Here is a 26,991-nt window from a genome sequence, read left to right as displayed (position 1 = left end):
TTACAATGAATTAACAAAGTGCTTTTCATACAGACTTTGAAGCTTTTTTCGATCCTCATTGATTGACAGGCATTCAAGTGCTGCGTTTTTGAGCGATGCGGCATGCGATGTTAAGGTAATTTTATGCTCATCATTAGTAATGCGGGCATGAATGGTGTTAATCATCTCCATCATGTGGATTGCGGTGTTTCTGTCTTTACATACATAGGGTTGTACTCTGCAAAAAATCAAGTCACAAAATTCAGTAAAAGCAATGGGTTGAGCAATTAATCGCAATTTATCCTCTGTATCATAGCGATACGCAGAGGGTTGACTGGTTTTTGATATTTTTTGCAAAGTTGATTGCAGCCAATCCAGACATGTCATTGCTGTGAATGGGTCATTAATACCAGGTGATAGAGCACGAGCTATAATCTCCACCATCTCATCGATTAGGAAAATAATATCGTGTTCCTGATTACGCTGATGTCCAAGAGCAAAAGCATCAACACATTGTTTATGAATAAGCTTCTCAATTTTTTCTGAAGAATAGATATAGAGTAAGGTTGAACCTTCAGTAACATAAGTGCCATATCCGGCTTCCAGCTGCATGATTAAATCATGTTTCTTTGCGATAGCCATAAGGGTGTTCCCATCTAAGATGCGGACATAACCCAGTTTTGTTGCAACAACAGCGTCACGATGTTGATGGTTTTTGGGGATATGAGCGGATTGTTTAGACATTTCTTTTCCTACATTTATCGGGAATAAACAATCCACCTGCCTATTTAATTCCTCGCCGATTTGAGCAATCACATTGGACATGTTAATGCTTTCAGGAATGTGATGAATGAAATAGATTAAAACGATGATGCTGCTTATGGTAAAGAAAATAGCCATGAGTAACGATATCTGGGGAATAAAAACCAATCCATCAGATTCACTAACCCCAACTTTATTGGCATTGTAAAGAGCCATTAAAATGAACAGGCAGAACAAAAAGGTGGCGATAAAAGTGCCTAGTGTAATTTGATTTGCCCTATCGCGCATGAAATTTGAGATAAGCCTCGGACCCACTTGGCTGGCAGCAAAGGCAACAGCCACAATAGTCATCGAAAAAGTGACTCCGGCGACTGTAATCATGGAAGTAGCAATGGTTGATAAAATTGCTCTTGCCCCTTCAGGATTACTCGCATGAAACCAACCCCATGTATCTAACCAATGCAAGACGAAGAGATGGTCAAGACGCAGGGATAGAATAGAAAACAATAAAGCGGCTATGGACATAAGCAAAGGAATGTACCAATAACTTGCTCGAGTTTCTGATAGAAAGTTTAATAATCTTGACTTCATTTTTCGTCCCTATAATAGTTGTTTCGTCAATCACTTATTCAATATTAGAAGCCAATTCAATAAACCATAACGATAATAGTGTTAATCCATAATCTGTTTGCAATTGGTGACTTACGATGAAGCCCTCTTTAATACTATAAATCCTAGAATTCCAGAGGTCAAAGAGCCAAGGACAACACCTATTTTAACTAAAGGCATTAAATTCAAATCGTTATGCTGATAGGCTAAAGAGCCAATAAACAAGCTCATGGTGAAACCAACCCCACAAATTAACGCAATGCCATAAACTTGGCCAAGGGTAATGTTATCGGCCTTAAGGAGGTGTTTAAATTTAACAAAATAGCCTAAAGATAAAAATATCCCTATTTGTTTGCCAATAAATAATCCTAATCCTATTCCTAGCACAATAGGGTGAATAAACATCGATGCATCAAGCCCCAAAAATGTTACGCCTGCATTGGCAAAGGCAAATACAGGGAGAATTAAAAACACTATCCAAGGATGTAAACCATCCTCGAGGCGGGCAAGCATCGACCCCCTGCTCTCATCAGGAATAGTCATCGCAATCACTATTCCTGCTAATGTAGCATGAACCCCTGACTTCAATACTGCAATCCATAAGAAGATGCCTACCACTATGAACAAAGAAACCCGGCGACATTTAAAATAATTTAAGCCTATTAAAATAAAGGTAAATAATAGAGCAAAAGAAAGTGCGAGCAAAGATAGGTTTTTAGTATAAAAGAAAGCAATAATGACAATTGCAGCAATGTCATCAAAAATGGCAATTGCTGTCAGCAGAATTTTTAAAGACAGCGGCACACGTGAGCCTAGCAATGACACAATTCCTAAAGTGAATGCGATATCAGTGGCAGTAGGTATTGCCCAGCCTTGCAAGTAAACAGGATTATGAACATTAAACCAAGAAAATATTAAAGCGGGGACGAGTAAACCACTTAAGGCTGTAATAATAGGAACAATTAGATTCTTTTTATGGCTTAACACACCACGTCGAATTTCTCTTTTTATTTCAAGACCGATTAACATAAAATAAATGGCCATCAAGCCATCGTTAATCCACAGTAACAATGGTTTTTTTATAAGGAACGAGCCGACACCAACCGTTGCTTTAATATGGAGCAATTGATCGTATATATGACGATAGGGAGAGTTGGCGACTACTATCGCTATGACTGCTGCGATAAATAATAAAATGCCGCCTAGAGTCTCCAAATTATAAAAAGAATCGGATTTTGTCATATGCTTTTGCAAAAAGAGGTAAAAAATTAGTTTACAGAGTGTCTTTACGAATTGAAAGATATGAGAACATAGCACATTGATTTGAGTGCACATGAATAAATTGGCTCAACGCAAACACTCTTAGAGCCAAACTATTCACTGCTTATAGTTAACATTAACTTGTAATAATTTATTGATTGATAGCATTGTATCTAAAACCCTATAGGTACTCTGCCAATTAAAACAAGTACTAGATAGATTACCAATATAAGTCCGATAATACCGCTTGGTCCATAACCCCATCCTCTACTATAACCCCAATGAGGTAAACCACCAACGAGAAAAAGGATTAATAAAACTAATATGATTGTTCCTAGCATGATATCTTCCTTGGCGAGTTAAACCACATATAAAGTATAGAACATTTTGATGATACTTTTTTGAATGAATTGATAATCTATAATATACCGCAAAATTCGTTGAGCAGCCTAATATGAAATATTAATTAATGTATGACAAAGTTTCGATACAGAGCATGTAAAGAATGACCGATTACACTCTTTGAAGAGAACTAAATTTCTGGATTGTGAACCAGCGGTAGTAAATAGCATAAAACCACTCAAGAGTGGCCTTATGTTGTTGGACCATTTCTGCATAAATGCTTCCACGGTACCTACATGTTAACTATAGTTCAGATAACCCGATCTGTCTAATTTTTGGCCATATCTGTGCGTATTGCTATTGATAAGAAGTATTATGATTGGGATTGTACAATTAACCAAAACTTTGCTTTACTGATTGATTAGCAGTTTTTGACAGGTTATTAAATTATGCCAAAAATTATTATAATGGGCTGTGGCATCGGTGGATTGACGGTTGCTCACGAGCTTGTTAGCTCCATAGATTCAACTTATGAAATTCATCTTTATGATCGACATAACATAATTGGTGGCATGGCCAGAAGTGGTCTGAAAAACAGATGTGACACCATGTTGCCAACAGAATATTGCTGGCGTATTTATGGGCCCAATTATAATAATTTACGGCATATCCTGAAGCAAATCCCCTTAAAGCATGATGCAAGCAAAACAGTACATGATAATCTAATTGATATTTCCAATTATTTGATAGCCGATCAACAAACGGTAGTACATATGAACAATAGGCCCGGCACCTTATTCGATTTGCGACGGGTTTTTAAAAAAGTTCCATTAAAACAAAAAATTCAGGTTTTAAATAAAATAATCTACTGTTTTTTGATTTCGACCAAGCGATTAAATGCTCTGGATAAATTGCCCTGGGCTAATTACATTAATCCGGATAATTCGCTTTGTCATGACATGAAAAAATACATCATCGATATTATGGGACCATATCTAGGAGCTGATGCTGAAAAAGTTAATGTACCCTCTGTTGCTAAAACTCTGGAATCTTTTAAAATCTTAAATCGCCCCATTAGTGTGATGAATGGACCAACGAATGAGGTGTGGTTTGAACATTGGAAAATCTACCTGGAGAGTAAAGGCGTAATTTTTCATCTAAACTCTGAAATAACAGCAATTCATGTTGAGGAGGATGAGATAAAACATATTCTTTTGGCTGATAATACTAAAGTATCTGGTGATGAATATTTCTGTTCGCTACCAGTGGAAAGTGTAGCGCGGCTCGAATCATTAAAAATTCCTGGAATAAGTGAGTTAGCTAAGCGCTCCTACCAACTTATGATGAGTATCCAATTATATTTTGATAAAAAAATTAATCTTCCTTATCAAAATACAGCGATGTATATACCTGATAGTCCATGGCAATTAGTCATTGAGCCGCAAGGATCGATTTGGCAGAAAAGTTACAATGGAATTGCTGATTTATGGTCAATTGGCTTATGTGACTCAGTTCATCCGGGACTTTTAATTAAAAAGCCTTTTGTAGAATGTTCGCATGAAGAAATTAAACAGGAAGTTTGGTATCAAATACTACAATCAGAGTTTAATCAGTATTTGCATTTAGATGCTGTGCAAATAATTGATTACAACGTCTGGGATACATATGTTTATAATGGAAAAAAACTAGATACTTATGAGCCTAAATTCAGTACGAATCAAGGTACATTTTATTTGCGTCCTGAAAATAAGACTCATTTAAAAAATATGTATTTTGCAACCGCTTATACTAAAACAGACACTGATATGTTTGAGATGGAAAGTGCTACTGAATCTGGGCGACGTGCAGCAAAGATTCTTGAGCCAACAATAAAGGTAATTGGAATTCAAAGACCTTTATTTTTTAGTCTATATCGTTTAGTTGATAAAATAGTTCCTGCCTTAAATATATATCAATACAGTCCGATGCTTTGGTTTCTAGCGGGGGTTATTCCAGCTTTAATAGTATTTCCCTTCTTGTTGCTGTACAGGAAAATAAAATAGGACAATTATGTTAATTACGTCTCTGTTCGGTAACATTTACTTATGAGGGTACTAGCCCCAAGCTTACTTTACGTCGTCCTAGTCTCGACAATTCCTGTTGTCGCCGCGTTCCTTGGCGCGGTAGTTGCCGCTCTGCGCGCACCTGGTCTTGTCGTTCGAAGCAGCATCCAACACTTCGCCGCGGGTGTCATCTTCTCAGTCATTGCGGTGGAACTGTTGCCCGAGGTGCGGAGGGGACATGATCCATTCGAGGTCGGCTGGACGTTTGCGGCAGGGGTAGTGTTCATGCTCATCATTGACGCGGCGGTGAAGCGATTCAATCATGGAGGCAAACAAGGCGCTCCAAGCGGACCATCACCCGGGCAGCTCGTCCCTATCGGCGTGGATGTTCTTCTCGACGGGATCCTCATTGGCATTGCGATGACAACCGGGCTGAAACAGGGTCTGCTTCTCACCATTGCGCTCACGCTCGAGTTCTTCTCTCTCGGCCTCACAATGGCGTTGGAGTTCGGGACTTCAAAGCTGCTGGTGCGCGTGCTTGCGCCGACTGGAATTGCTTGCCTGATGATCGTCGGCGCCATTCTCGGTCGGACCCTCCTGGCCGATGCTTCTGTGCATACCCTGGCGGGACTGCTTGCTTTCGGCTGTGCGGCGCTCCTCTTTTTGGTAACAGAAGAACTACTGATAGAGGCGCACAAGTCAGCAAACACGTCCGTAACTACTACAATGTTCTTCGTGGGATTCCTGATCTTTCTCCTACTTGGGATGGTCGAGTAGCCGCCGATCGCCATTTCGAAACTTACTGAACAGAGGAAGAAGCGACAATGTAGGGCGTCAACTTTGCGAAGTGATAATGGGACGGCCTTCTCCACCTGTTATATATTAGAGCATAAACATGGTACTAAGTTTTACCGTAAGCAGAATCAAGTAAGTCCTAACCAGAATTCCCCAACGTCGAATATAGCGTTCCGTATCAAGTTTATTTCTTATGGTCTTCTGGTTTATCTTTATTAGTAGATTTAACTTTATCAGTAGGTTTAACAATGTGCCTCACCAGTTTATCATCAGGGTGAACTTCATCATGTCGATCGTTACGACGTGCATCTTGTGATTCATCTTCAAACTTTTTATCATAATGACTCATGCTAATTTCCCCAAATAAAATTGAACTGATTGTGCAAATTAGGGCCAGACGTGCCCTTATGAAGAACTATTGATAATTATCACTCTATTAATACTTAGTAATAGCATCGCTTGCTGGAAAAGTGTCCTTCAATGCCTGATCTAACTCTCTGTCATTTTTAATGCGTGTAGTCACAGTCTTCAATAAAATCACTTTATTAGCCTTAACTAGTTCACATACATCGGAGGTATATTGTGGCGGTGGAGAAATGTCACAAGTATTATTAATATCTACCACCTCTGGATGCTCATAGAGTTTCATTATGATCTCCTTAGTGTGTATCATTAAGTATAGTCAATTATTTGAATAAACGGGACTCCATTGTCTCTCTATAAAAGACAATAAAGCCCTCAGATATCCTCTAATCACACTTCTCGGATCTTAAATAAATAGCCTGACGTTAGCTATTCTAGTGAATTGGGTTGCTTTGGAGATCATGCTACTTCAATTATTACCTTTAGTGCATGGGTATTAGCTGCAGTTTCGAACGTTTCATAAGCATCCGTAATATCTTCAAATTTAAAATGATGACTAATCAATAAAGTAGGATCAATTTTTTTTGCACATACAGTTTTGAGCAACATGGGTGTAGTAACTGTGTCTACAAGTCGGGTAGTAATGGCGATGTTCTGTGACCATAATCGCTCTAAATGTAAATCTACTTTCGCACCATAGACACCAATATTTGCAATAGTACCACCTGGTGCCACAATGTCCTGGCAGATAAGAAATGTCTTGCCAATTCCGACCGCCTCAATAGCAGTGTCCACTCCACGCCCATCCGTCATTTTCATTACTTTTTCAGCGGCTTTGCCATCGTGGCTATTGATTGTCGCTGTCGCTCCAAATCGCTTTGCTATTTCCAGACGGTTATCATCCAAATCAATCATTATAATTTCAGCGGGTGAATAAAACTGCGCAGTAAGAAGTGCTGCCAAGCCAATGGGCCCCGCACCAACAATCGCAACAGTATTACCTGGTTGTATTTTGCCGTTGAGTACGCCACATTCAAAACCTGTAGGTAAAATATCACTCAGCATTACTAGGGCTTCTTTATCTACCCCTTCAGGAATTTTATAAAGACTGGTATCTGCAAAGGGTATTCGAACATACTCAGCTTGAGTACCGTCAATTGTATTTCCAAGGGTCCAACCACCGTTTACACAATGTGAGAACATTCCTTTACGACAATACTCACACTTGCTACAGGATGTGATACAAGAAATAAGAACATGCTCTCCTTCCTTAAATCCAGTTACTCCCGAACCAATTTTCTGGACCACCCCTATGCCTTCATGACCAAGAATTCGGCCAGGCTGGCATGTTGATACATCTCCTTTAAGTATATGAAGATCAGAGCCGCAAATTGTAGTCTTTGTGATCTTAATAACCGCGTCTGTTGAATGTATTATTTCTGGAGCAGGCCTATCCTCTAAAGCTTTTTTCCCAGGCCCTTGGTATATAAGTGCTTTCATCGCGATGCTCCTTAAGATTATTTAGATTGGTTTTCAACCAGCTTTGTTGTAATAATGATTTTGGACGTTAATGTTCGATGCACTGGACATTTATCGGCTATTTCTAATAGTTTAGTACGTTGTTCTTGAGTCAGTGTTCCTTCCAACTCAATTAAACGCTCAATATGATCGAGTTTTGAATTATTGTTTTCACATCCAATACAATCGTCAACATGAATTTTTTCATGTTTTAATCTCACAATAACTTGTTCCAGAGGAAATTTCTTAAGTTTTGCATACATACGTAACGTCATCGAAGTACATGAACCTAATGCAGCAAGTAAAAAATCATAGGGTGAGGGACCAGTATCTTTTCCACCATTTATAATAGGCTCATCAGCTGTTAAAATATGATTTCCTATAATAATTTTCTGTGTAAATTGACCATCTCCTGTTTCAGAGACAACTGTTTCCTGAGGGATGTTCATTACGTTAATCTCCTTACGGTAAATTCAGGATCTGCCTGAGTAAGCGTGGTATTCCTTGAAAAATGCTAAATAGTCCTGCCCATCAAAATATTCAGTACCAACTGCAATTTCAACAAAATCCAGTGTATTCATCCTTATATCCTATTGTGGTACATGTCTTGTAGAACATCGTATAAACACAACAAATAATGGTATAGCGATTTTGATCAAAATTTAAAACGCATTTGCTAAAATGGCGTTTTGATTTTTGTTTTATATTTCATCTACTATAATTAGAGATTAATACTCAAGTTCACTATTGATAATGACTTTAAGATCTTAACTGAAGATAAAGAGATTTGCTCACTTTTCATCCTAGCAGGCGGCATCGCTAAAAAAGAACTGAATTTGTTAAATAATCTTCCCATAAAGCTTGTTATCAAGAAAACTCGAACAACATTGGATAACACATCGAAATTCACATATTTGTCGGCTTTCATAAATGGAGAGGATTATGAAAAAACAGGGAAGAGTCCGGAAGCACAATAAAAACTCATTATCATTAATTGATAAATCAAATGTATCTGATAATGAATCAAAAGACTCTCTTAAAATAAATATAGATAAACCATTACATGCGTGGTTAAGTCATTTTACTGGTTGGTTATCACCACCTGCTGTCATTTCGGCTTATTTTGATTGGTTAACCCATTTTAATAATTCTCCTGGTAAAAAATTAGATATAATCAACGAAGCCACACAAAAAAACATACAATTTATAGATTATCTTATGCATTCTTGCAGCGGTCAAAAATGTGAACCTTGCATTGGGGTGAGACAATCGGATCATCGATTTCAAAATACATTATGGGAACAATTCCCGTTCAATATGTACGCACAATCATTTTTAATGAATGAGCACATTTGGAATGAAGCGACAACCGCTATCAGAGGGGTGTCGGAGCATCATGAAAATCTGGTAAATTTTACCACCCGACAAATACTCGACATGTTTGCTCCATCTAATTTTCCTTTCACAAATCCTGAAGTGATTGAAGCGACTATTAACGAGGGGGGGGCTAATTTTGTTAATGGATTAAATAATTGGATTGAAGATGTTTCGCGTAAACTCAATAAACAACCACCCGTTGGTTCAGAACAATTTAAGGTCGGGAAAAATATTGCGATTACCCCGGGAAAAGTGGTCTATCGAAATCATTTAATCGAACTCATACAATATGAGCCTACTACTCCAAAAGTATACCTGGAACCTATTCTCATGATACCTGCCTGGATTATGAAATATTACATTCTTGATCTTTCCCCCAATAATTCAATGGTCAAATATTTAGTAGATCAAGGACACACCGTATTCATGATTTCATGGCGAAATCCTGATGAAAAAGATAGAAATTTGACTATGGAAGATTACATCAGTCTCGGCGCAATGGATGCAATGAACGCGATAACGAGTATTGTGCCGAAACAAAAAATTCATTCAGTCGGATATTGTCTTGGTGGCACTTTATTAATGCTCGCGGCGGCAAGCATAGCAAAAGAAAAGGATAATCCATTAAAGTCCATCACCCTGTTTGCATCGCAGGTCGATTTTAAGGATGCGGGCGAACTCATGCTCTTTATCGATGAGAGTCAAATAGCCTATCTTGAAGACATCATGTGGACAAAAGGCTATTTAGATGGGCAACAAATGGCAGGAACATTTAGTATGCTGCAATCCATTGATCTTATCTGGTCTAAAATTATGCTTGATTATCAATTGGGAAAAAGAAGACCAATCAACGATCTTATGGCATGGGATTATGATACAACCCGGCTGCCCTATGCGATGCATTCAGAATACCTTAGAAAATTATTTTTAAATAATGATCTTATAGAAGGCCATTACTGTGTGAATGGGAAAATTCTTACCTTGCAGGATATTGAGCTTCCTATTTTTGCAGAAAGCGCCTTAAGAGATCACGTCGCCCCTTGGAAATCTGTTTATAAAATTCATTATTTTACTGATACAGACATCACCTTTGTATTAACCAATGGTGGTCATAATTCAGGTGTGGTCAATGAACCAGGTCACCCTGGACGTAGTTATCAACTCATGACCCATAAAAAAGGCGATAAAGATATTTTTCCAGAACTTTGGCAACAAAAGGCCTCACAAAACGAAGGATCCTGGTGGCCTGCTTGGCAACAATGGCTCGCCAGTTATTCTGGTAAAAAAGTGTTGCCACCAGCTATGGGAAATGCGAAACGAGGCTATAAAGTTTTATGTGATGCACCAGGTACCTATGTATTGCAAAAATAGATTGAAGCTTAAAAAAAGGAGTTTTTATGAAAAATCGTATTGCTTTAATTACTGGAGGAATGGGAGATATCGGAACGGCCATTTGCCACGAATTTTGTAACCGAGGAGCTAAGGTTATTGCTGCCGATCGTTTAGATAAAGACAAAGCATTGGCATGGCAAGCCCAGCAAAAGAAACTCGGGTTTGAGATGGGGATTGCCTCCATGGACGTTACTCAGTTTGAAAGCTGTGTTGCTTTGGCAAAAGATGTTGAACAACGTTTTGGCCCTATTGATATTTTAGTCAACGCTGCAGGTACGATTAATGACGTTACCTTGCGGAAAATGACACCAGAACAATGGAATCAAGTAGTCCATACCGATATGGACAGTATGTTTAATGTGACACGACAATTTATTAATGGAATGGTTGAACGCGGCTATGGACGTATTGTTAATATCTCATCGGTTAACGCAGAAAAAGGTCAATTTGGTCAAACCAATTATTCATCAGCAAAATCAGGTGTTTATGGATTTACCAAAAGTCTGGCCCAGGAGGTTGCGAAACACGGAGTTACTGTCAATACTATTTCTCCAGGTTATGTTGAAAGTAGAATGGTCATGTCGGTTCCAGAACCTGTTCGTTTAAAAATCATAGAAAATATACCTGTAGGCCGTTTGGCAAAACCCGAAGAAATTGCGTGGTCAATTGCTTTTTTAGCATCAGAGCGTAGCGGATTTATGACTGGCTCTAACTTGGCGGTCAATGGTGGAATTCATATGTATTGATGAAGAAGAATCATCAATACATGAAAAGGGAGATATCATGGACCATAAAAACGATCCTATTGTTATTGTCAGCGCTGTACGGACTCCAATTGGTCATTTCGGTGGATATTTCAAAAATTGTTCCACTATAGAGCTTGGTGCCACAGCCATTAAGGCTGTCATTGAGCGAGCTAAACTCAAACCAGCTGACATCCAGGAAGTATTGATGGGATGTGTATTACCCGCAGGTCTTGGTCAGGCTCCTGCTCGCCAAGCGTCAATATTAGCTGGGGTTCCGACTTCAGTTCCTTGTGTGACTGTAAATAAAGTGTGTGGCTCGGGCATGCAAACAGTCATTTTTGCTTATGATGAGCTACAAGCCCATAGCCGCAATATTATTATTGCAGGTGGGATGGAGAATATGTCACGAGCTCCTTACTTGCTTCCAAAAGCGCGATTTGGCTATCGACTGGGGCATGGCGAAATCCTTGATCATATGATGTTCGATGGTTTGGAAGATCCTTATTCGAAAAAAGCCATGGGCTTTTTCGCAGAACAGTGTGCCACTAAATATAAATTTTCGCGAAAAGAACAGGATGATTATGCCATTGAATCCTTCCACCGAGCTAAACATGCGACCGATAAGGGATACTTTGCAGCTGAAATCTGTCCCGTTTCAGTGACTGATAAACATCACAACGTAGTGACTGTCTCTCAAGATGAAGGAATATCCTGTGTCGATCCTGAAAAAATTCCAAAGCTTCATCCGGCATTTGTAAAAGATGGAACAGTGACCGCGGGGACTTCCAGTCAGATTTCAGACGGAGCTTCTGCACTGATAATCATGCGCCAATCAGAAGCCGAAAAAAGAGGAATCAAACCAATTGCCAAAATTTTAGGGCATTGTATCTTTGCCCATGATCCCGCCTGGTTTACTACTGCTCCCATCGGTGCCATTAACGGGGTGCTTGAAAATACAGGATTAACCACAAAGGATATTGATTTATATGAAATTAACGAAGCGTTTGCCGTTGTACCTATGGCTGCCATTAAAGAGTTAAAACTCTCAGAAAAACAGGTGAATTTTTTTGGTGGTGCTTGTGTACTGGGCCATCCACTGGGTGATACAGGAGCGAGAATCATCGTCACACTATTAAATGCATTGCACCAAAAAAAATTACATCGTGGTATTGCAGCATTGTGTATCGGCGGTGGAGAAGCAACTGCCGTCGTAGTGGAAATGATGCCTTAATCTGTAAATAAAAGGGAGATTTTACATGATAATTGACCTGACAAACAAAAAAGGTTTAGTAACCGGCATCGCCAATGAACACAGCATTGCCTACGGATGTGCGGAACAATTTTGTGAAGCGAATGCAGAATTGGCAACAACCTTTCTTAATGCCAAAGCAGAACCCTTCATGCACCCTTTAGCACTAGAATTAAAGTCTCCACTTATTCTTCCTTGTGATGTGCAAAAAGAAGAAGAGATTATTGCTTTATTTGCTGCTATTGAAAAAAAATGGGGGAAGCTTGACTTCATGTTGCATTCGATGGCCTTTGCCCCTAAAACTGACTTGGAAGACCAACTGGTTGATTGTACTAAGGAGGGGTTCCTCGAAGCGATGGATATCTCCTGTCATTCTTTAATTCGACTGTCAAAATACGCCGCACCCTTGATGAAAAATGGCGGTAGTATCTTGACTATGACCTATTATGGCAGCCAAAAAGTCATACTTAATTATAATTTAATGGGTGTGGTCAAGGCGGCATTAGAGGCATCGGTTAGATACCTGGCATATGAATTAGGACCCAAAAACATTAGAGTCAACGCCATTTCACCAGGCCCCATCCAAACACGGGCTGCATCTGGAATTCCTAATTTTTATGAGTACATCGATGCAGAAAAGCAGCGCTCCCCGTTGCATCGTTTGGTTGATATTAAAAATGTCGGTAATTTAGCAGCATTCCTTGCCAGCGATGCGGCTATGGATATGACCGGACAAGTACATTATGTTGATGCAGGTTACTCCATTATGAGTTGATGATTATCAAGGAGCATTAAGATGTCTTTTATTGAAAATCGAACATTTGATGAGCTTAAAATTGGTGACTCAGCACACATAGAGCGCACATTAACTCCAAAAGATATTGAACTCTTTTCCATCATGTCTGGTGATGTAAATCCAGCTCATGTGGATGCTGAATATGCAAAAAATGATATGTTTCATCAAATCATTGTACAGGGTATGTGGGGTGCTGCACTGATATCAACAGTACTTGGTACAGAGCTCCCAGGCCCTGGAACCATCTATTTAGATCAAACACTTCGATTTTCCGCCCCTGTTGTCCCCGGTGATACAATCACGATTAGCGTAACAGTGACCGATAAAAAACCTGAACACCATATTGTTGTTTTAGAATGCAAGTGCGTGAATCAACATGATAAAGTGGTAATCAGTGGTGTTGCCACAGTGATGGCACCAACCCTTAAAGTGAAAAGAGAACGAATTGAATTACCCAAAGCCGTTTTAAAGGAGCCTAAAGGTACATGGTATAAAAAGTTAATCAAATTAACAAAAGATATGACACCTCTTAAAACAGCTATAGTTCATCCTGTCGATCCACTTGCCCTACAAGGTGCCGTTGATGCAGCAAATGAACATCTCATTATCCCCATTCTTGTTGGTCCAAAGGATAAAATTCTTGCGGCAGCCCTTGAGGCCAAACTGGATATTTCAGCGTATGAGCTGATTGCAACTCGCCATAGCAATGAATCAGCTGAAGTTGCAGTAAAACTTGTAAAAGAAGGCAAAGCAGAGGCGTTGATGAAAGGGAAAATCCACACTGACGAATTGATGGGGCCAGTGGTAAATAAAGAAACGGGCTTACTCACTGGACGGAGAATGAGCCATGTCTTTTATGTCGAAGCCCCAAAATATTTCAAACCTTTATTTCTCTCTGATGCCGCACTCAACATTCGGCCTAGTTTAGAAGAAAAAAAGGACATCACCCAAAATGCGATTGATTTGTTTCATACCTTAGGCTTTGGCACGCCAAAAGTCGCCATTGTTTGCGCTGTCGAAACAGTCAATGAAAAAATGCAATCCACGCTTGATGCCGCAGCACTAAGTAAAATGGCAGACCGAGGTGAAATAACTGGCGCTATTGTCGATGGCCCCCTGGCATTTGATAATGCCATTTCTATTGAATCTGCACGTGAGAAAAATATTAAATCAGAGGTTGCGGGCTATGCTGACATCATTATCGTACCCGATATTGAATCAGGCAATATGCTCTATAAAGAAATGACTTATATGTCGGGCATGGAAGCCGCTGGCATGGTAATGGGTGCGAGTGTCCCCATTATATTAACCAGTCGTGGAAGTGATGATATTTCTCGTAAAGCATCTTGTGCTATGGCGCTGATATATGTTCGTAATAAGGAGAAATTACATGACTGAAGTCCTATTAGTGATTAATACAGGTTCTTCAAGCATTAAATTTTCGATTTTTGCCTGTCAAAAAAAATTAAATTTACTCTATCATGGCGAAATTGAAAGTATTTCAGAATCTCCATCTTTAACCATTTTAGACGCGAACCATACACAAATAGTAGACAAAAAAATTTCATCTAAAGGAACCGAAGCGGGGTTACGAGCGTTTTTTAATTGGTTTGAGCATTTACCCGACTCCATGAAATTAAAAGCAGTAGGACATCGTGTAGTGCATGGAGGCACCTATTTTTCTCATCCTACATTAGTGACTGATGAGGTCGTGAAAAAAATAACCAGTTTAATTCCTTTTTGCCCTTTTCATGAGCCGCAGAGTCTCGAGGCCATTAAGAGCATTAAAACGATTTACCCTGACATGCCGCAAGTGGTTTGTTTCGATACCACCTTTCATCGCACCCAAGAGCATTTGGCAACGCTTTTTGCTATCCCAAGAAAGTTAACAGACGAAGGTCTGATTCGTTATGGATTCCATGGTATTTCCTATGAATACATTGCCTCAGTCATCACCCAACATATTGGCGATATAGGCAATAAACGGGTGATTGTGGCTCATTTAGGTAGTGGTGCGAGTATGTGCGCCATGCATCAACGTAAAAGTGTTGCCACCTCGATGGGACTTACCGCTTTGGATGGGTTGATGATGGGTGCTCGCAGTGGTTCGATTGATCCTGGATTAATATTGTATTTATTGCAAGAAAAAAAATTATCAGTGGAACAAGTAACTACCCTGCTTTATCAAGAATCTGGTTTATTAGGCGTCTCTGGCATTAGCAGCGATATGCGAAAACTTCAATCAAGCGATGAACCCCATGCAATAGAGGCGGTTGATTTATTTTGTTTTATCGCGGCGAGAGAACTAAGTGCACTATGTGGCATCTTACAAGGATGCGATGCAATTATTTTTACGGCAGGTATTGGTGAAAAATCGGTACTCGTTAGAAAAAAAATCTGTGACCGATTAAACTGGTTAGGTGTTGTCTTGGATGAGAAGGCAAATAGCACTAATGCATCCGTCATTAGCCAGGACTCGAGCAAAATTAAAGTAGGTGTCATCCCAACCAATGAAGAATACATGATTGCTAAACATACAATGGATGGAATAGTTGAAACTATTAATTAGTACTGTTTCAAAAGGATAAAATGATGAAAACAAGTACCAATAAGCACCATGCTAAAAAATCGAAACAAAACACCAAGAACGACCTCAAATCGATTCCCATGGCGGAATTATTGAAAAAATTGGATACAACACAGAATGGACTCAGTCAAGCTGAGGCAAAAAAGCGATTGATTCAATATGGTCCTAATGAGCTTGAAGAAAAAAACATTAATCCTTTCTTAAAATTTCTTACCTATTTTTGGGGACCTATACCCTGGATGATTGAAGTAGCGGTGATTTTGTCTGCTGTGGTTCAGCACTGGCCGGACTTTTTCATCATTTTAATCCTCCTCATTTCCAATGCTGTAGTGGGATTTTGGGAAGAATATCAGGCTGGTAATGTCATCGCGGCTCTTAAAGCAAAATTAGCCATTAAATCTTTGGTGAAACGAGATGGGAAATGGATAACCCCACCTGCTTGTGAATTGGTACCTGGTGATATTATCCGGATGCGACTGGGCGATATTGTACCCGCAGATGCGCGTTTGCTAGACGGCGACTCAATTGAGGTAGATCAGTCGGCACTAACAGGAGAATCATTGCCTATCACACGCCAATCCGGCGAGGCCGTATTTTCAGGATCTATCATTCGTCAGGGTGAAATCAGTGCGCTGGTCTATGCTACGGGTCAAAAAACCTACTTCGGTAAGACGGCACAACTGGTTGAGGAGGCACACACGGTCAGCCATTTTCAACGCGCGGTACTTAAAATTGGTAATTACCTCATCATTTTTGCTTTAGTGATGGTATCGGGGATTATTAGTGTCGCGATCTATCGTGGCGACCCTATCCTTACCACGTTACAGTTCGCTTTGGTGTTGACCGTAGCTGCTATACCTGTGGCAATGCCAACAGTGTTATCGGTGACCATGGCGGTTGGTGCGCGCTTGCTGGCCAAGAAAAAAGCGATTGTAAGCAAGTTGGTGGCTATTGAGGAGTTAGCGGGTGTTGATGTGTTGTGCGCTGATAAGACTGGCACTCTGACTCAAAACAAACTGACGCTGGGCGACCCATTCTGTGCCAAAAAGTTCACCGCTGAACAAGTGATTCTCAATGGTGCATTGGCTTCACGAGTGGACGATAACGACACCATTGATATGGCTGTCATGGCTGGATTGAAAAGCAAAGATTCGTTAAAGGGTTATAAAATGCTTCATTTCATACCATTTGACCCAGTACACAAACGCACAGAGGCCACGATTAAGGGCCCAGACGGAAAGGAGTTTAAGGTAACCAAGGGCGCACCGCAGGTGATCTTGAAATTAGCAGCCAATGCCGCTCAGATAAAAGCTGATGCTACCAAGGCGGTCGATGAGTTCGCAGCACGTGGCTTTCGTTCGTTGGGTGTGGCACGCGCTGAGGGAGAGGGTAAATGGCAGTTTGTTGGTGTGCTACCTTTGTTTGATCCGCCGCGCAAAGATGCCAAGAAAACTATTGCGACTGCTTTTGCAATGGGCGTAAAGATCAAAATGGTTACTGGCGATGCTTTAGCAATCGCAAAGGAAACTGCAGAGAAACTGGGGATGGGCTCAAATATTCTTGATGCCAGTACTTTGGGTGATGCAAATCGAAAAGAAACGACAAAGATGACCAAGTACATCGAAAATGCAGATGGTTTCGCCCAAGTGTTTCCCGAGCAGAAATTTCACATCGTAGATGCCTTGCAAAAAAGCGGACATATGGTTGGCATGACAGGCGATGGAGTGAACGATGCCCCTGCACTAAAAAAAGCGGATTGCGGCATCGCGGTGTCGAGTGCCATGGATGCAGCACGTGCGGCAGCGTCCATCGTATTAACAACACCTGGCCTATCAGTGATTATTGATGCAATCAAAGAAAGCCGGAAAATTTTCCAGCGCATGAATAGCTATGCGATTTACCGTATCGCCGAGACCTTGCGTGTCCTGTTGTTTATGACAGCAGCCATCCTTATCTTCAATTTTTATCCCTTGACGGCAGTGATGATCGTGATGCTGGCATTACTCAATGACGGGGCCATCCTATCCATTGCCTATGATAACGTTCATTACAAGGATGCGCCGGAGGCATGGAACATGCGCATGGTGCTAGGGATCGCCTCAGTTTTGGGCATCATTGGCCCCATAGCTGCTTTTGGCCTATTCTACCTTGGCGACCAAGTGTTTCACCTCACTCACAAGCACCTCCAACCAATGATGTATTTGATGCTGTCAGTGGCCGGTCATATGACCATCTTTATTACTCGCACGCGTGGCCCATTCTGGTCCATACGCCCGGCACGTATATTATGGATGGCGGTGTTGGGGACACAAATCCTGGCGACGTTTATTGCGGTTTATGGCTTCCTGATGCCGCCTCTCGGCTGGAAGTGGGCAGGATTCGTATGGGGGTATGCGCTTGTTTGGGTACTCGTAACTGACCGTGTGAAGCTCATCGCATATTGGATTTTTGATCCCGTTAACACAAAACCTAAATCAGAAGCCAAAGTAGAGCCTATATCCTCTGCAACTAGTTAGATCAAAGCAAAAGTTTGTTTCTTGCTTTGTTAATGAGGGAAAGGAGATAAACATGTTAAATTCAAATATATTAAATATTAATCCTGAGACTGTTTGTTTTATAATTGCTAAAGCAAAGGAGTTTCAGGCAAAAGAGGGTGTTACTTTTCCGGAAGAAGCGCCGAACTCAGAATATGAGTATGATATGCAACAAATTTTGGCAGACCATGCTGATGACCTTAGTTATACTGAAGTAAAACAAACAATAGAAGACCTAGGTATTGATGAGAAAGTTGATCTCCTTTCTTTGATGTATATAGGGAGAGGTGATTTTGTTGAAAGCGATTGGAGTAGTGCACATAAGGAAGCAAGAAATAATTTACCCCCAGATTTAACAGCCCATTTATTCTCCAAACCCACTATTGCTTATTATTTGGAGAAAGGACTGGAGTCTTTAGGATATTCATGTGAGAACCAATAAGTAAATATTTTAACTTACAGGGCGTTGGCAAAATAGTTGCAGGAAAAACGGACCATAAAACGGAACCTATTTAAGGATATTACCTCTCATGCGAGTAAAAAAATTAGAGCTCAGAAGAAATAAATTAATACCTATTTTGATTGGTTTGTTTTGGGCAAGTTTTATTACTCCTGCTTTGGGAGAAAATATAAAATCAAATGTATCGCAATCTCTTTCCTCAGCGCCAATAGCTGATGTTTCTAATAAAGTAGATGTAAAGCCTATCGCTCGAGATACGGAAATAAGCGATCGAATTGAAAAGATACTTAATGCAACTACTTGGTATGAAAATCCAAAGGTAGAAGTAACAAATGGGGTTGTGTTTTTAAAAGGAAAAACTAAAACGAGTGAACATAAAAAATGGGCTGAATCCTTAGCAAAAAATACCCAGGACGTCGTGGCTGTTGTTAATCAAATAGAGATTCTTACTTCATCAGTATGGGACGTGAGCTCATTAGTAAGTGCTGGCTTTAAAGAGCAGTGGCAAAATTTTCTAAGAAGTATACCAATAATTATTTTATCCTTTTTAATCCTCATAATTTTCTGGATTATTGCGTTAATAGTAAAAACTATAAGTCGCAAATATTTAAATTCTCGAGAACTTCACCCCCTTTTATCCCATGTAATATCTCGCGGGGCAGCTTTCTTATGTGTACTTATTGGAATTTATTTCATTTTGAAACTTTTAGGATTAACAAATATTGCGCTGACTATTCTGGGAGGAACGGGTGTACTGGGTATTATTTTGGGTATCGCTTTTAAAAATATTACAGAGAATCTTTTAGCAAGTGTCTTACTAAGCGTTCAAAATCCATTCAAAAATGATGATTTGATAGAAGTTGCTGGAGTTACAGGGTATGTACAGGGGTTAACTATTAGAGCGACTTTATTGATGACTCAAGATGGACATGAGGTGCAAATTCCTAATGCTATTGTATACCAAAGTAATATATATAATTTTACAAGTAATCCAAATCGCAGAGAAACATTTTTAATTGAAATTGCCAGCACAGCGTCTATTTCTGCGGCTCAAGAACTGGCTTTAAATACACTTAAAAATCATCCTGCTATTTTGCAAGAGCCTGAACCCTTAGTTTTAGTTAATAGTTTAACATCTGGTAATGTTGTTTTATGCATTTATTTTTGGTTGGATGGAAGCCAATATAATTGGCTAAAAGTTAAATCATCGGCAATTCGTTTGCTAAAGCGCGCATTTCAAGATGCAGAAATTCATATTCCAGGAACTGAAATAAAAATAAACATTGCTAATGAAATTTCTCTTCCAGAAAAAAAGTCCAAACATGAAACAGTAAATAAGCCACTATCTATAAATGAGGAGTCACAAACCTTAGTCACGCAAGCAGAAGGAGAACTAGGCAGCGATATGAATGACATTCAGAAGCAGGCACAACAATCAAAGGTTATTACTGAGGAAAACAATCTTTTAACGCAATCAAAAAAAACACCAACGCTTAAACCTAGTTAACTTAACTACGTCACTTAATGATAAAGTGCGAAACTAGATAAAATTAGTCAAAACATCGCCGTCCATAGCTTGTTTAAAACCTGGAATTTCTGATTGATAAGCTATCTTCTCCAGGAAAATAAGATTTTACTTTGCCAAAGAAAATGGCGTTTGAATCAAATTTCTGATAACAGCAATAACTTCTGTTAATGATTTCTGCTCTAATTCATTCTTTCTCAAAAAAGCTTTCCACATTGATTCTCTAGTTGGATCATTGGCTTCTGATTTATCAATAGAACATCCAGCATGGATATAGACTATAAATTCATCTTTCGTATCCAGTCCTAATCTTACTAATTCGAGTTTATTAGACATGTTATCCAATACTAATTCCTTTGTCTGTTGTACTAAAGATTCAGTTTGTAAATATTCAGGTATGATGCAAGACCAATTAAATTGTTCCATTATGATTTTTATTCTCAAACTGAAGCATAGGTAATGCTCTTTTTCTTGCTTTACGATTAGACCGTTGGCATACCTGGTAGTCGCATTTTATACGCCTATGCCTAACAGCGAGCCAATACCCGCACTTACAAGCATCGCTATTGTTCCCCATATCACAACACGCAATGATCCTAATACTATTCGAGCTCCGCCAACCTTTGCAGCCACTGCTCCGAGTAATGCCAAAAATAGAACCGCCATTATTGATACTGATGGAATAAGGTAGATTCTAGGAACAATAAAAATCATTAATAACGGTAATAACGAGCCAACAGTAAAACTGCAGGCAGAAAACAGAGCTGCCTGAAGTGGGCGCGCACTGGTTACTTCAGTAATACCAAGCTCATCGCGAGCATGTGTGCCCAATGCATCTTTAGCCATCAATTGCTTTACAACTTCTTCAGCAAAATCACGCTGCAATCCACGATTAATATATATAGTAGTTAATTCTTCTATTTCATTCGGTAAATTTTCTTGAAGTTCTGTCATTTCACGTTTTAAGGCGGATTTTTCGGTATCTGCTTGAGAGCTTACTGATATATATTCACCTGCAGCCATAGACATGGCGCCAGCAATTAATCCTGCAATCCCTGCTACAAATATTCCATTATAGGGGGTATGAGCAGCAGCAACACCAATCAATAAGCTCGCGGTAGAGATAATACCGTCATTTGCACCCAATACTGCAGCACGTAACCAGCCAATTCGTTCAATTCGATGATATTCTTTATGTTGCATCTATATCAGAACTCCTATACTGAATAAATCTGCGTTAATTTGTTACAGAGTCACTCTTGTGGTGTATCAGATTTCTGTTTATATGCCGCATTTTCAGGGATATCAGTAGCCGAATAAACGCTAATTATTTTGAATGGTTTCTTTACATTGAGATTAATAAAATTATGAGGAATCCCTTGAGGGACAAAAATCATATCACCTGCTGTAACAGTTGATTTTTTGCCATTGAGGACAGATTTAGCCTGACCTTCAACAACAAATATGACTTGATCAAATGGATGTGTTTCGAGCCCAATCTCATTGTTGGGGTTGGTCTTAGGTGTGATATTCATGAAAACAACCTGCGCATCTTTACCTGTCACCAGTGCTAATTTCCAGTTCTCATTCTTTTTTGCCATTTCAAAAACTTTGGAGGAAATGACAGCATTTATTTTATTGTTAGCTGCATCTTTAGAACCTGCGAATAACGATGGTGAGATTAAACCTGATACTAATAATGTAGAGATAAAGGCTATTTTTATTCCGATTGTTCTCATAAATGCTCTCCATAATTTAAATTAGCTTCTTTCAATATATCAACTTATGAGCTTGTTTAATACCGATAGATAACTTAACCTAGAAAAATGGCTAAGGATTAAATAAACCGGTTGGATAGGAGCTGTCATGGAGAGCAATAAAAATTGGCATTATGACACTATCACTAGATTGCTTCATTGGGTTATAGCCCTTCTTTTGATAGGGTTAATCAGTATAGGTTGGTATATGATGTCCATAGAGGATCAGCCTAATAGTGGTTGGTATTTTAACCTTCATAAATCCTTTGGCCTTATCGCTGCTATGCTGATTTTTTTTAGATTGATATGGAGATTTACCCATAAACCCGCCCCACTTCCATCAAGTGTTCCACATTGGCAAACTATTGTATCAAGAGGAATTCATTTGTTGCTTTATTTTTGCATGCTCATAATGCCAATTACTGGCTTTATCGGAGCTTCTTTTAGCAAACATGGTATTATTTTTTTTGGAGTAGAATTACCAAATTGGGTTAATCAAAGTCATGCTATATCAGAACAGTTTTTCGAAGTGCATGAGGTGGTTGCATGGATTTTAGTTGGATTAATCGCACTTCATATTCTTGCTGCAATTAAACATCTTGTTATTAACAGAGACAAAGTTTTTCAACGTATGTGGTTATAAGAATACAACATATACAGTTTAAGGAATAAGAGGAAGATATTGATTCTTTGAATAGAGTGTGTTGAAAAAATATTGGCGATTAAAGTTGCTTAATAAGTTCATTGCCATGTATGGACCCCGCCATTCATGTTGTTACCGCCAAAATATAAGGTTCAAGATTAAGCCCAAATTGTTTCGCATACTTCTGAAGTTTTTTAATATCCAATTTTTGGGGAGCTCTACTACTAACTGCTGCTTTAAGAGCTTTTATGGCTATCTCCTTACTGAGATAACGAAAAGAGTCTATTATCGTTCTTTCTCTGTCAAAAATGGCGACCGTTTCCCCTCCAATTGTGTACATTGTTTTACCTGTTTCCATATCACGCATTCTAACAACTCGGGCATGCTCTCGCTTAGGTGCTGTTGTAGAATGAGAAACGGCTATCCAATTCTCTCTTGGCATTTCATCCGTCAGTTCATAGAGAGCCAAAGCTGAGACTAGGCATACTACGCCATGTGGAATACTTTTGACGATGATAATCAATTCTTCCCATTGAAAATCAGCATCAACAGTCGATTCAACACCGCGATAAACACCGTGACCAATGCGTTCAATTCGATTAGTTTTTACATAATAACTGAGCCGGCTGGGGTGGATACCTGCTTCACGTGCCTCTGCGGCGTGAAAGACTGGTCTTGCAAACAGATCTTTCAATGTAATTTCATTACTTAGTTTCATACCCGTAATTTTAATATTAAAACCCAATAACGTCAAATGGGTTTCAAAATTAAAATAATGCCGTAAAAATCCATTGTGGGGAATTTGCGTATTTGAGTACGACTCTGTTATACTTCGTACGACAATTGTAGTGGTTTCCTGCGATTAAAATTATAATAAAATCAATGACTTATTTTAGCATTGACGGGCTCATAATCCGTTGGTCCTAGGTTCAAGTCCTAGTGGGCCCACCAATAAAATCAAGTAGTTACGGTAGTTTTTAGAAAGTTAGAAAAAGTCATGTAGACGCAATGTAGACACTCTAAATTGGGTTCTCGATATATTTTAATAAACTCTTGCCTAACTCAGTAATACTAAATCCCGATGACTTCATCTTACCTGTAATGCTATCAAACTCCGGAATACCTAGATCTTTGTCAATATTATAGTGAGCCTCTAATAGTCCCAATTGATGTAGGTGCTGAATATGACTTTCGTGAATAGCAAAGTTCTTTTAAAGGATAATTAAGTCACTTTTAGCTCAGTAAATTGCAGTTGCAAGAAGCCGAACCACGCTTGCTATACTTTTTTAATATGTTAATTATAGGGTTAAATTTGGAAATGCTTCAAAACACATTGCTCATTTATATTTCACAGATAGCTGCTTGTTAAGTAAAATGATCAATCTTTCTTGAAGCATCCTCTACCTTATATCGTTATTTTAATGTTGAAGTGTTTAACCAGGGAAACATAATGAACATAGATAAATACTATTTCGAAGATTGGATAAGCTACATAAAAAATAAACTTGGTAATGAAGCCTGGATTACTATTTATAAATATAAAGTCAAAGATAGTGAAAACTTAGAAATATCAGAAGCAATTTATAGTGCTTTGGTTCCAAAAGTAGATAGTAAACAAATGCTAGACCACACAGACTGGGACCTTTGTTGGGATCAAGCTGTTCCTGGTTTTATAACTACTTATGAAAATAGTCAACCAGAAATTCATTACTATACAAACACATCAAGTTGTGAGCCTTTGGTAAGGCTCAGAAGCTTTCACGGCGTTAAAGAAAATTATCCAGAAATGGCTGAGGAAATCATACTGTTTCATAACCTTTATAACGATAGAGAGAATAATAGATATGTTTCCGTTGATGAAGGAGAAGAAATAGAGGTTATAAAATATAGTGACAGTGAGATTAAAATTAAGAAGAAGTTTTTACTTGATTTTATATCTGCAAAGCAATTGGATCTAATGATATTTTTTGACATTACAATTATGTCAAATGTAGAGAGTATTAGCCAAATAGACTGGCTTCAATTTGAAAAAGACTTAAAAACTGACAATCTTCGGTACAGTAGAGGAGCAAATGAATTTGATGGCTCTTTGAAGTTCAATTCATTTGGTCATTTAATGGGCAAAAAATTAATCCCCTGTGGAGACTTCAATAAATTAAAACAAATAAATCCCTCAGTTAAAGAATATCAAGATTTTATAATTAATGAAGATGAGGCTGGTCATCCAACTTTTTTCACTTCCAACCCCAATAAACTAAGAAATAATCTCGACAAAAACACGTTAGATTCCCCGCATTATCTAACACCAGTATTTTTTAAACGAGATGTCTTATCAAAATATTATAACAATCCATCACTTTATCAGATAGATGATAATCATTTATCATGCTGTGGTGTATGGAGCTTAAGAATAGACAACAATCATAATGAGTATATAGTTGTGTACCTAGGAGATCTTGGACGAGACCTTCCTGAAAAAGAACAAATTTACTGGAAAAGTTATAATGTGGCTCCTGATGGAACTATAAGTGAAACATATTTTAAAAGAAGTATACTAGCCGAATTCACTCCCCCTTCATCCGAAGATTTAATCTTTAAAAATAAATTTATTACTTTTCAAAATAGTTGGCTGAAAAAATTTAAATGGAATCTTTTTTTGCCCCTTTCGCCAAATGATGAGCACAATTTCCAATCTTTAAGAGTACCGATGAAAAATGAACAAGCTGAATTTGATAATCAAATACTTTCACTTTGCAAAGTTATAATAGATTCTATAAATGTCGAGGAAATCAAAAAAAACATTAATAAGTATAATGACGAAAAGGGTATTGGCCTTTTCAATATCTTTTTAAAGGAAAATAACCATCTAGACGCACAAAATATAATTGATTTTTTAAAAAATTTATATAATGTTCGGTCAACAGGTGTAGGACATAGAAAAGGGAAAAATTATACAAAAGCAATTGAAAAACTCGAGATAAAACCATCCAACTTTATCACTTCTTTTAAAAATATCCTGAATAGAACTAGCCAAATATTAGATCAACTTAGCAATCATTTTTTAGAAAACAAATAATACTATTTTTATTCCTGCGCCACTGCAATCTGTGCAGTGACGCAGAAAACCACTCTTAATTTTACCCAGTAAAATGAACATATTCAGCACTAACACATCAATGGGGTCAGGCCTTGAATTGTGAATTGTACCGGTTTTTTATTGGCACGTGGTTGTAATTCAAAATTCAAGGCCTGACCCCACGGGTGTTTGTTGGGGTAGAGCCAATTCTTCTGGAAAACGCTCCATATTACGTTTTTCGTATGTGCATAGATTATTGGGCAACAAAAAGGGGGATACATCGGCGGACTCATACAAACAAGGTTTCCAGTCGAGGCTGGAGAACCTCTGCCAATTTTTTGCGACCCTCAGTATTATTTAAATAATGCACATAGCGAAGATGCCTCAAGTCGAAAGGAATATCTTCAACTGATTGCGTAATCAGAATTACCTCTCGGCCAAGGGCATGAGCAATTCCAATCTCGTAAAACACATTGGGATTGCGGCTTGAGCAATCGCAAATAATAACTTTGGAACGGTCAATAAGAGACACCACATCTTGAATTACGGCCGGATTCTCCCAAATATCGTCGGCCCGACGACAATTCAGACCCAAGGCATTAGCTACACCTTGAAGTGTTTTGTAGACCGGCATAAAGTTTGGGTGAAACGGCATCATGGCTGAAATAAGCTTTGGTTCAATGACCTCAGGATCAGAGATTTGAAAAACAGTCGGCCGACTCCGGCGTTGCTTCAAATTGCCAAGCAGCACGCGGTACAAATCAACGTCCTTAACAGACCAATGAGTTCTCGAGAACTGGAAATCAATAATTCCAAGTTCGGATGCAAAATTCTGAAGGTCTCGATTTAGAATAGGCGGAATATCTGGATAGAAGAAATACTCAAGTGCCAAATCTTGCCTAGATATGTACGCGCGAATAATCCCTCCAACTCTAGCAATTTGCTCACCTTCTCCAAACATCTCCTGAACAAAGACAGTTGGCAGCTTTGCTAGTGCCACCAAATCAAGCTGGCCTCCAGGTTTAAATCTATTTTCCAACGACGGTTCAGTATATTCAAAAATCCTGCTGCTAGGGAACATGTCACGTCCTTTCCCCCATCCACTTTGGCTAACGATTAAATTGAACAAACTATCCTCCCTTTATTAACCACTTAGTGGAACGCGCCTCTCTTCATCAA

The 26,991-nt window shown here is 38.9% G+C and carries 25 protein-coding genes; 13 read left to right on the top strand and 12 right to left on the bottom strand.

The annotated features are described in order from the left end of the window. The 3 genes from HBNCFIEN_RS02860 to HBNCFIEN_RS02850 all read right to left on the bottom strand — a co-directional run bounded on the left by HBNCFIEN_RS02860 (position 1) and on the right by HBNCFIEN_RS02850 (position 2,951). A complete protein-coding gene (locus HBNCFIEN_RS02860; protein WP_051720920.1) occupies positions 1–1,332 on the bottom strand; it encodes a DUF2254 domain-containing protein in 1,332 nt (443 codons plus the stop codon). Positions 1,333–1,443: 111 nt separating this feature from the next. Further along, a complete protein-coding gene (gene nhaA / locus HBNCFIEN_RS02855) occupies positions 1,444–2,592 on the bottom strand; it encodes a Na+/H+ antiporter NhaA (protein ID WP_042754946.1) in 1,149 nt (382 codons plus the stop codon). Positions 2,593–2,783: 191 nt separating this feature from the next. Next, positions 2,784–2,951 (bottom strand): DUF3309 family protein, encoded by a 168-nt coding sequence (locus HBNCFIEN_RS02850; RefSeq protein WP_161503165.1) that lies wholly within the window; start codon positions 2,949–2,951, stop codon positions 2,784–2,786. Between the two features lie 450 nt (positions 2,952–3,401). Here HBNCFIEN_RS02850 and HBNCFIEN_RS02845 point away from each other — a divergent pair, with 450 nt between their 5' ends. Together HBNCFIEN_RS02845 and HBNCFIEN_RS02840 are read left to right on the top strand one after the other, a co-directional pair. Then, the gene (locus tag HBNCFIEN_RS02845; RefSeq protein WP_042754947.1) at positions 3,402–4,994 is read left to right on the top strand and encodes an FAD-dependent oxidoreductase; all 1,593 of its coding nucleotides are present in this window, start codon (positions 3,402–3,404) and stop codon (positions 4,992–4,994) included. A gap of 285 nt (positions 4,995–5,279) precedes the next feature. Next, complete coding sequence (locus HBNCFIEN_RS02840; RefSeq protein WP_202621206.1) at positions 5,280–5,771, top strand: hypothetical protein; 492 nt, start codon at positions 5,280–5,282, stop codon at positions 5,769–5,771. Positions 5,772–5,973: 202 nt separating this feature from the next. Here HBNCFIEN_RS02840 and HBNCFIEN_RS02835 read toward each other — a convergent pair whose 3' ends face one another. From HBNCFIEN_RS02835 to HBNCFIEN_RS02820, 4 genes are all read right to left on the bottom strand, one after another. Next, entirely contained in the window at positions 5,974–6,138 is a 165-nt protein-coding gene (locus HBNCFIEN_RS02835) for a hypothetical protein (protein ID WP_182392624.1), read from the bottom strand. Between the two features lie 87 nt (positions 6,139–6,225). Then, positions 6,226–6,438 carry a hypothetical protein gene (locus HBNCFIEN_RS02830; protein WP_042754949.1) on the bottom strand — a complete coding sequence of 71 codons (213 nt, stop codon included), beginning with the start codon at positions 6,436–6,438 and terminating at the stop codon, positions 6,226–6,228. A gap of 173 nt (positions 6,439–6,611) precedes the next feature. Next, complete coding sequence (locus HBNCFIEN_RS02825; RefSeq protein ID WP_042754950.1) at positions 6,612–7,652, bottom strand: zinc-dependent alcohol dehydrogenase family protein; 1,041 nt, start codon at positions 7,650–7,652, stop codon at positions 6,612–6,614. Positions 7,653–7,669: 17 nt separating this feature from the next. Beyond that, on the bottom strand, positions 7,670–8,119 hold the full coding sequence (locus tag HBNCFIEN_RS02820; protein ID WP_042754951.1) for an OsmC family protein: 450 nt from the start codon (positions 8,117–8,119) through the stop codon (positions 7,670–7,672). 493 nt (positions 8,120–8,612) lie between these two features. On the opposite strand from HBNCFIEN_RS02820, the gene HBNCFIEN_RS02815 reads away from it, so the two are divergent. The 9 genes from HBNCFIEN_RS02815 to HBNCFIEN_RS02775 all read left to right on the top strand — a co-directional run bounded on the left by HBNCFIEN_RS02815 (position 8,613) and on the right by HBNCFIEN_RS02775 (position 20,318). Then, on the top strand, positions 8,613–10,418 hold the full coding sequence (locus tag HBNCFIEN_RS02815) for an alpha/beta hydrolase (protein ID WP_161503164.1): 1,806 nt from the start codon (positions 8,613–8,615) through the stop codon (positions 10,416–10,418). 26 nt (positions 10,419–10,444) lie between these two features. Further along, a complete protein-coding gene (gene phbB / locus HBNCFIEN_RS02810) occupies positions 10,445–11,185 on the top strand; it encodes an acetoacetyl-CoA reductase (RefSeq protein ID WP_042754953.1) in 741 nt (246 codons plus the stop codon). 37 nt (positions 11,186–11,222) lie between these two features. Further along, positions 11,223–12,416: a thiolase family protein gene (locus HBNCFIEN_RS02805; RefSeq protein ID WP_042754982.1), complete on the top strand. Its 1,194-nt coding sequence runs from the start codon at positions 11,223–11,225 to the stop codon at positions 12,414–12,416. 25 nt (positions 12,417–12,441) lie between these two features. Next, entirely contained in the window at positions 12,442–13,209 is a 768-nt protein-coding gene (gene fabI / locus HBNCFIEN_RS02800) for an enoyl-ACP reductase FabI (RefSeq protein ID WP_161503163.1), read from the top strand. A gap of 21 nt (positions 13,210–13,230) precedes the next feature. Further along, positions 13,231–14,628, top strand: a complete 1,398-nt coding sequence (locus tag HBNCFIEN_RS02795; protein ID WP_042754954.1) for a bifunctional enoyl-CoA hydratase/phosphate acetyltransferase — start codon at positions 13,231–13,233, stop codon at positions 14,626–14,628. Beyond that, on the top strand, positions 14,621–15,799 hold the full coding sequence (locus HBNCFIEN_RS02790; protein ID WP_042754955.1) for an acetate/propionate family kinase: 1,179 nt from the start codon (positions 14,621–14,623) through the stop codon (positions 15,797–15,799). Before HBNCFIEN_RS02795 ends, HBNCFIEN_RS02790 begins: the two co-directional genes overlap by 8 nt. 20 nt (positions 15,800–15,819) lie before the next feature. Further along, positions 15,820–18,333 carry a plasma-membrane proton-efflux P-type ATPase gene (locus tag HBNCFIEN_RS02785; protein ID WP_182392623.1) on the top strand — a complete coding sequence of 838 codons (2,514 nt, stop codon included), beginning with the start codon at positions 15,820–15,822 and terminating at the stop codon, positions 18,331–18,333. 52 nt (positions 18,334–18,385) lie between these two features. Continuing rightward, positions 18,386–18,793 carry a DUF3775 domain-containing protein gene (locus HBNCFIEN_RS02780; RefSeq protein ID WP_051720924.1) on the top strand — a complete coding sequence of 136 codons (408 nt, stop codon included), beginning with the start codon at positions 18,386–18,388 and terminating at the stop codon, positions 18,791–18,793. An 88-nt stretch (positions 18,794–18,881) separates the two neighbouring features. Then, positions 18,882–20,318, top strand: a complete 1,437-nt coding sequence (locus tag HBNCFIEN_RS02775; protein ID WP_051720927.1) for a mechanosensitive ion channel family protein — start codon at positions 18,882–18,884, stop codon at positions 20,316–20,318. Between the two features lie 126 nt (positions 20,319–20,444). Here the strand turns inward: HBNCFIEN_RS02775 and HBNCFIEN_RS17650 are convergent, their stop codons facing one another. The 3 genes from HBNCFIEN_RS17650 to HBNCFIEN_RS02760 form a co-directional block, all read right to left on the bottom strand. Beyond that, positions 20,445–20,762 carry a hypothetical protein gene (locus tag HBNCFIEN_RS17650; protein WP_042754956.1) on the bottom strand — a complete coding sequence of 106 codons (318 nt, stop codon included), beginning with the start codon at positions 20,760–20,762 and terminating at the stop codon, positions 20,445–20,447. An 87-nt stretch (positions 20,763–20,849) separates the two neighbouring features. Continuing rightward, on the bottom strand, positions 20,850–21,539 hold the full coding sequence (locus HBNCFIEN_RS02765; RefSeq protein WP_042754957.1) for a VIT family protein: 690 nt from the start codon (positions 21,537–21,539) through the stop codon (positions 20,850–20,852). A gap of 50 nt (positions 21,540–21,589) precedes the next feature. Next, complete coding sequence (locus HBNCFIEN_RS02760) at positions 21,590–22,075, bottom strand: cupin domain-containing protein (RefSeq protein WP_182392622.1); 486 nt, start codon at positions 22,073–22,075, stop codon at positions 21,590–21,592. Between the two features lie 127 nt (positions 22,076–22,202). Between HBNCFIEN_RS02760 and HBNCFIEN_RS02755 the strand changes: the two genes are divergently transcribed. Continuing rightward, positions 22,203–22,736: a cytochrome b gene (locus HBNCFIEN_RS02755; RefSeq protein ID WP_042754958.1), complete on the top strand. Its 534-nt coding sequence runs from the start codon at positions 22,203–22,205 to the stop codon at positions 22,734–22,736. Between the two features lie 124 nt (positions 22,737–22,860). Here the strand turns inward: HBNCFIEN_RS02755 and HBNCFIEN_RS02750 are convergent, their stop codons facing one another. Further along, on the bottom strand, positions 22,861–23,454 hold the full coding sequence (locus HBNCFIEN_RS02750) for a type IV toxin-antitoxin system AbiEi family antitoxin domain-containing protein (RefSeq protein WP_042754988.1): 594 nt from the start codon (positions 23,452–23,454) through the stop codon (positions 22,861–22,863). 732 nt (positions 23,455–24,186) lie between these two features. On the opposite strand from HBNCFIEN_RS02750, the gene HBNCFIEN_RS02745 reads away from it, so the two are divergent. Continuing rightward, the gene (locus HBNCFIEN_RS02745) at positions 24,187–25,812 is read left to right on the top strand and encodes a hypothetical protein (RefSeq protein WP_182392621.1); all 1,626 of its coding nucleotides are present in this window, start codon (positions 24,187–24,189) and stop codon (positions 25,810–25,812) included. 289 nt (positions 25,813–26,101) lie between these two features. Here HBNCFIEN_RS02745 and HBNCFIEN_RS02740 read toward each other — a convergent pair whose 3' ends face one another. Then, complete coding sequence (locus HBNCFIEN_RS02740; RefSeq protein WP_220471003.1) at positions 26,102–26,893, bottom strand: hypothetical protein; 792 nt, start codon at positions 26,891–26,893, stop codon at positions 26,102–26,104. Positions 26,894–26,991 lie beyond the last annotated feature (98 nt).

Source organism: Legionella sp. PC997, from assembly GCF_014109825.1.
In the GTDB taxonomy this organism is placed as follows: Bacteria; Pseudomonadota; Gammaproteobacteria; order Legionellales; family Legionellaceae; genus Legionella.
The sequence above is the reverse complement of the archived record's forward strand: the minus strand, read 5'-3'. Positions and strand labels throughout refer to the sequence as shown.

What these genes read in the sequence shown, in the direction of transcription:
- HBNCFIEN_RS02860 (WP_051720920.1), bottom strand. Translation starts at nt 1,332, where the DNA reads ATGAAGTCAAGATTATTAAACTTTCTATCAGAAACTCGAGCAAGTTAT.
- nhaA (WP_042754946.1), bottom strand. Translation starts at nt 2,592, where the DNA reads ATGACAAAATCCGATTCTTTTTATAATTTGGAGACTCTAGGCGGCATT.
- HBNCFIEN_RS02850 (WP_161503165.1), bottom strand. Translation starts at nt 2,951, where the DNA reads ATGCTAGGAACAATCATATTAGTTTTATTAATCCTTTTTCTCGTTGGT.
- HBNCFIEN_RS02845 (WP_042754947.1), top strand. Translation starts at nt 3,402, where the DNA reads ATGCCAAAAATTATTATAATGGGCTGTGGCATCGGTGGATTGACGGTT.
- HBNCFIEN_RS02840 (WP_202621206.1), top strand. Translation starts at nt 5,280, where the DNA reads ATGCTCATCATTGACGCGGCGGTGAAGCGATTCAATCATGGAGGCAAA.
- HBNCFIEN_RS02835 (WP_182392624.1), bottom strand. Translation starts at nt 6,138, where the DNA reads ATGAGTCATTATGATAAAAAGTTTGAAGATGAATCACAAGATGCACGT.
- HBNCFIEN_RS02830 (WP_042754949.1), bottom strand. Translation starts at nt 6,438, where the DNA reads ATGAAACTCTATGAGCATCCAGAGGTGGTAGATATTAATAATACTTGT.
- HBNCFIEN_RS02825 (WP_042754950.1), bottom strand. Translation starts at nt 7,652, where the DNA reads ATGAAAGCACTTATATACCAAGGGCCTGGGAAAAAAGCTTTAGAGGAT.
- HBNCFIEN_RS02820 (WP_042754951.1), bottom strand. Translation starts at nt 8,119, where the DNA reads ATGAACATCCCTCAGGAAACAGTTGTCTCTGAAACAGGAGATGGTCAA.
- HBNCFIEN_RS02815 (WP_161503164.1), top strand. Translation starts at nt 8,613, where the DNA reads ATGAAAAAACAGGGAAGAGTCCGGAAGCACAATAAAAACTCATTATCA.
- phbB (WP_042754953.1), top strand. Translation starts at nt 10,445, where the DNA reads ATGAAAAATCGTATTGCTTTAATTACTGGAGGAATGGGAGATATCGGA.
- HBNCFIEN_RS02805 (WP_042754982.1), top strand. Translation starts at nt 11,223, where the DNA reads ATGGACCATAAAAACGATCCTATTGTTATTGTCAGCGCTGTACGGACT.
- fabI (WP_161503163.1), top strand. Translation starts at nt 12,442, where the DNA reads ATGATAATTGACCTGACAAACAAAAAAGGTTTAGTAACCGGCATCGCC.
- HBNCFIEN_RS02795 (WP_042754954.1), top strand. Translation starts at nt 13,231, where the DNA reads ATGTCTTTTATTGAAAATCGAACATTTGATGAGCTTAAAATTGGTGAC.
- HBNCFIEN_RS02790 (WP_042754955.1), top strand. Translation starts at nt 14,621, where the DNA reads ATGACTGAAGTCCTATTAGTGATTAATACAGGTTCTTCAAGCATTAAA.
- HBNCFIEN_RS02785 (WP_182392623.1), top strand. Translation starts at nt 15,820, where the DNA reads ATGATGAAAACAAGTACCAATAAGCACCATGCTAAAAAATCGAAACAA.
- HBNCFIEN_RS02780 (WP_051720924.1), top strand. Translation starts at nt 18,386, where the DNA reads ATGTTAAATTCAAATATATTAAATATTAATCCTGAGACTGTTTGTTTT.
- HBNCFIEN_RS02775 (WP_051720927.1), top strand. Translation starts at nt 18,882, where the DNA reads ATGCGAGTAAAAAAATTAGAGCTCAGAAGAAATAAATTAATACCTATT.
- HBNCFIEN_RS17650 (WP_042754956.1), bottom strand. Translation starts at nt 20,762, where the DNA reads ATGGAACAATTTAATTGGTCTTGCATCATACCTGAATATTTACAAACT.
- HBNCFIEN_RS02765 (WP_042754957.1), bottom strand. Translation starts at nt 21,539, where the DNA reads ATGCAACATAAAGAATATCATCGAATTGAACGAATTGGCTGGTTACGT.
- HBNCFIEN_RS02760 (WP_182392622.1), bottom strand. Translation starts at nt 22,075, where the DNA reads ATGAGAACAATCGGAATAAAAATAGCCTTTATCTCTACATTATTAGTA.
- HBNCFIEN_RS02755 (WP_042754958.1), top strand. Translation starts at nt 22,203, where the DNA reads ATGGAGAGCAATAAAAATTGGCATTATGACACTATCACTAGATTGCTT.
- HBNCFIEN_RS02750 (WP_042754988.1), bottom strand. Translation starts at nt 23,454, where the DNA reads ATGAAACTAAGTAATGAAATTACATTGAAAGATCTGTTTGCAAGACCA.
- HBNCFIEN_RS02745 (WP_182392621.1), top strand. Translation starts at nt 24,187, where the DNA reads ATGAACATAGATAAATACTATTTCGAAGATTGGATAAGCTACATAAAA.
- HBNCFIEN_RS02740 (WP_220471003.1), bottom strand. Translation starts at nt 26,893, where the DNA reads ATGTTCCCTAGCAGCAGGATTTTTGAATATACTGAACCGTCGTTGGAA.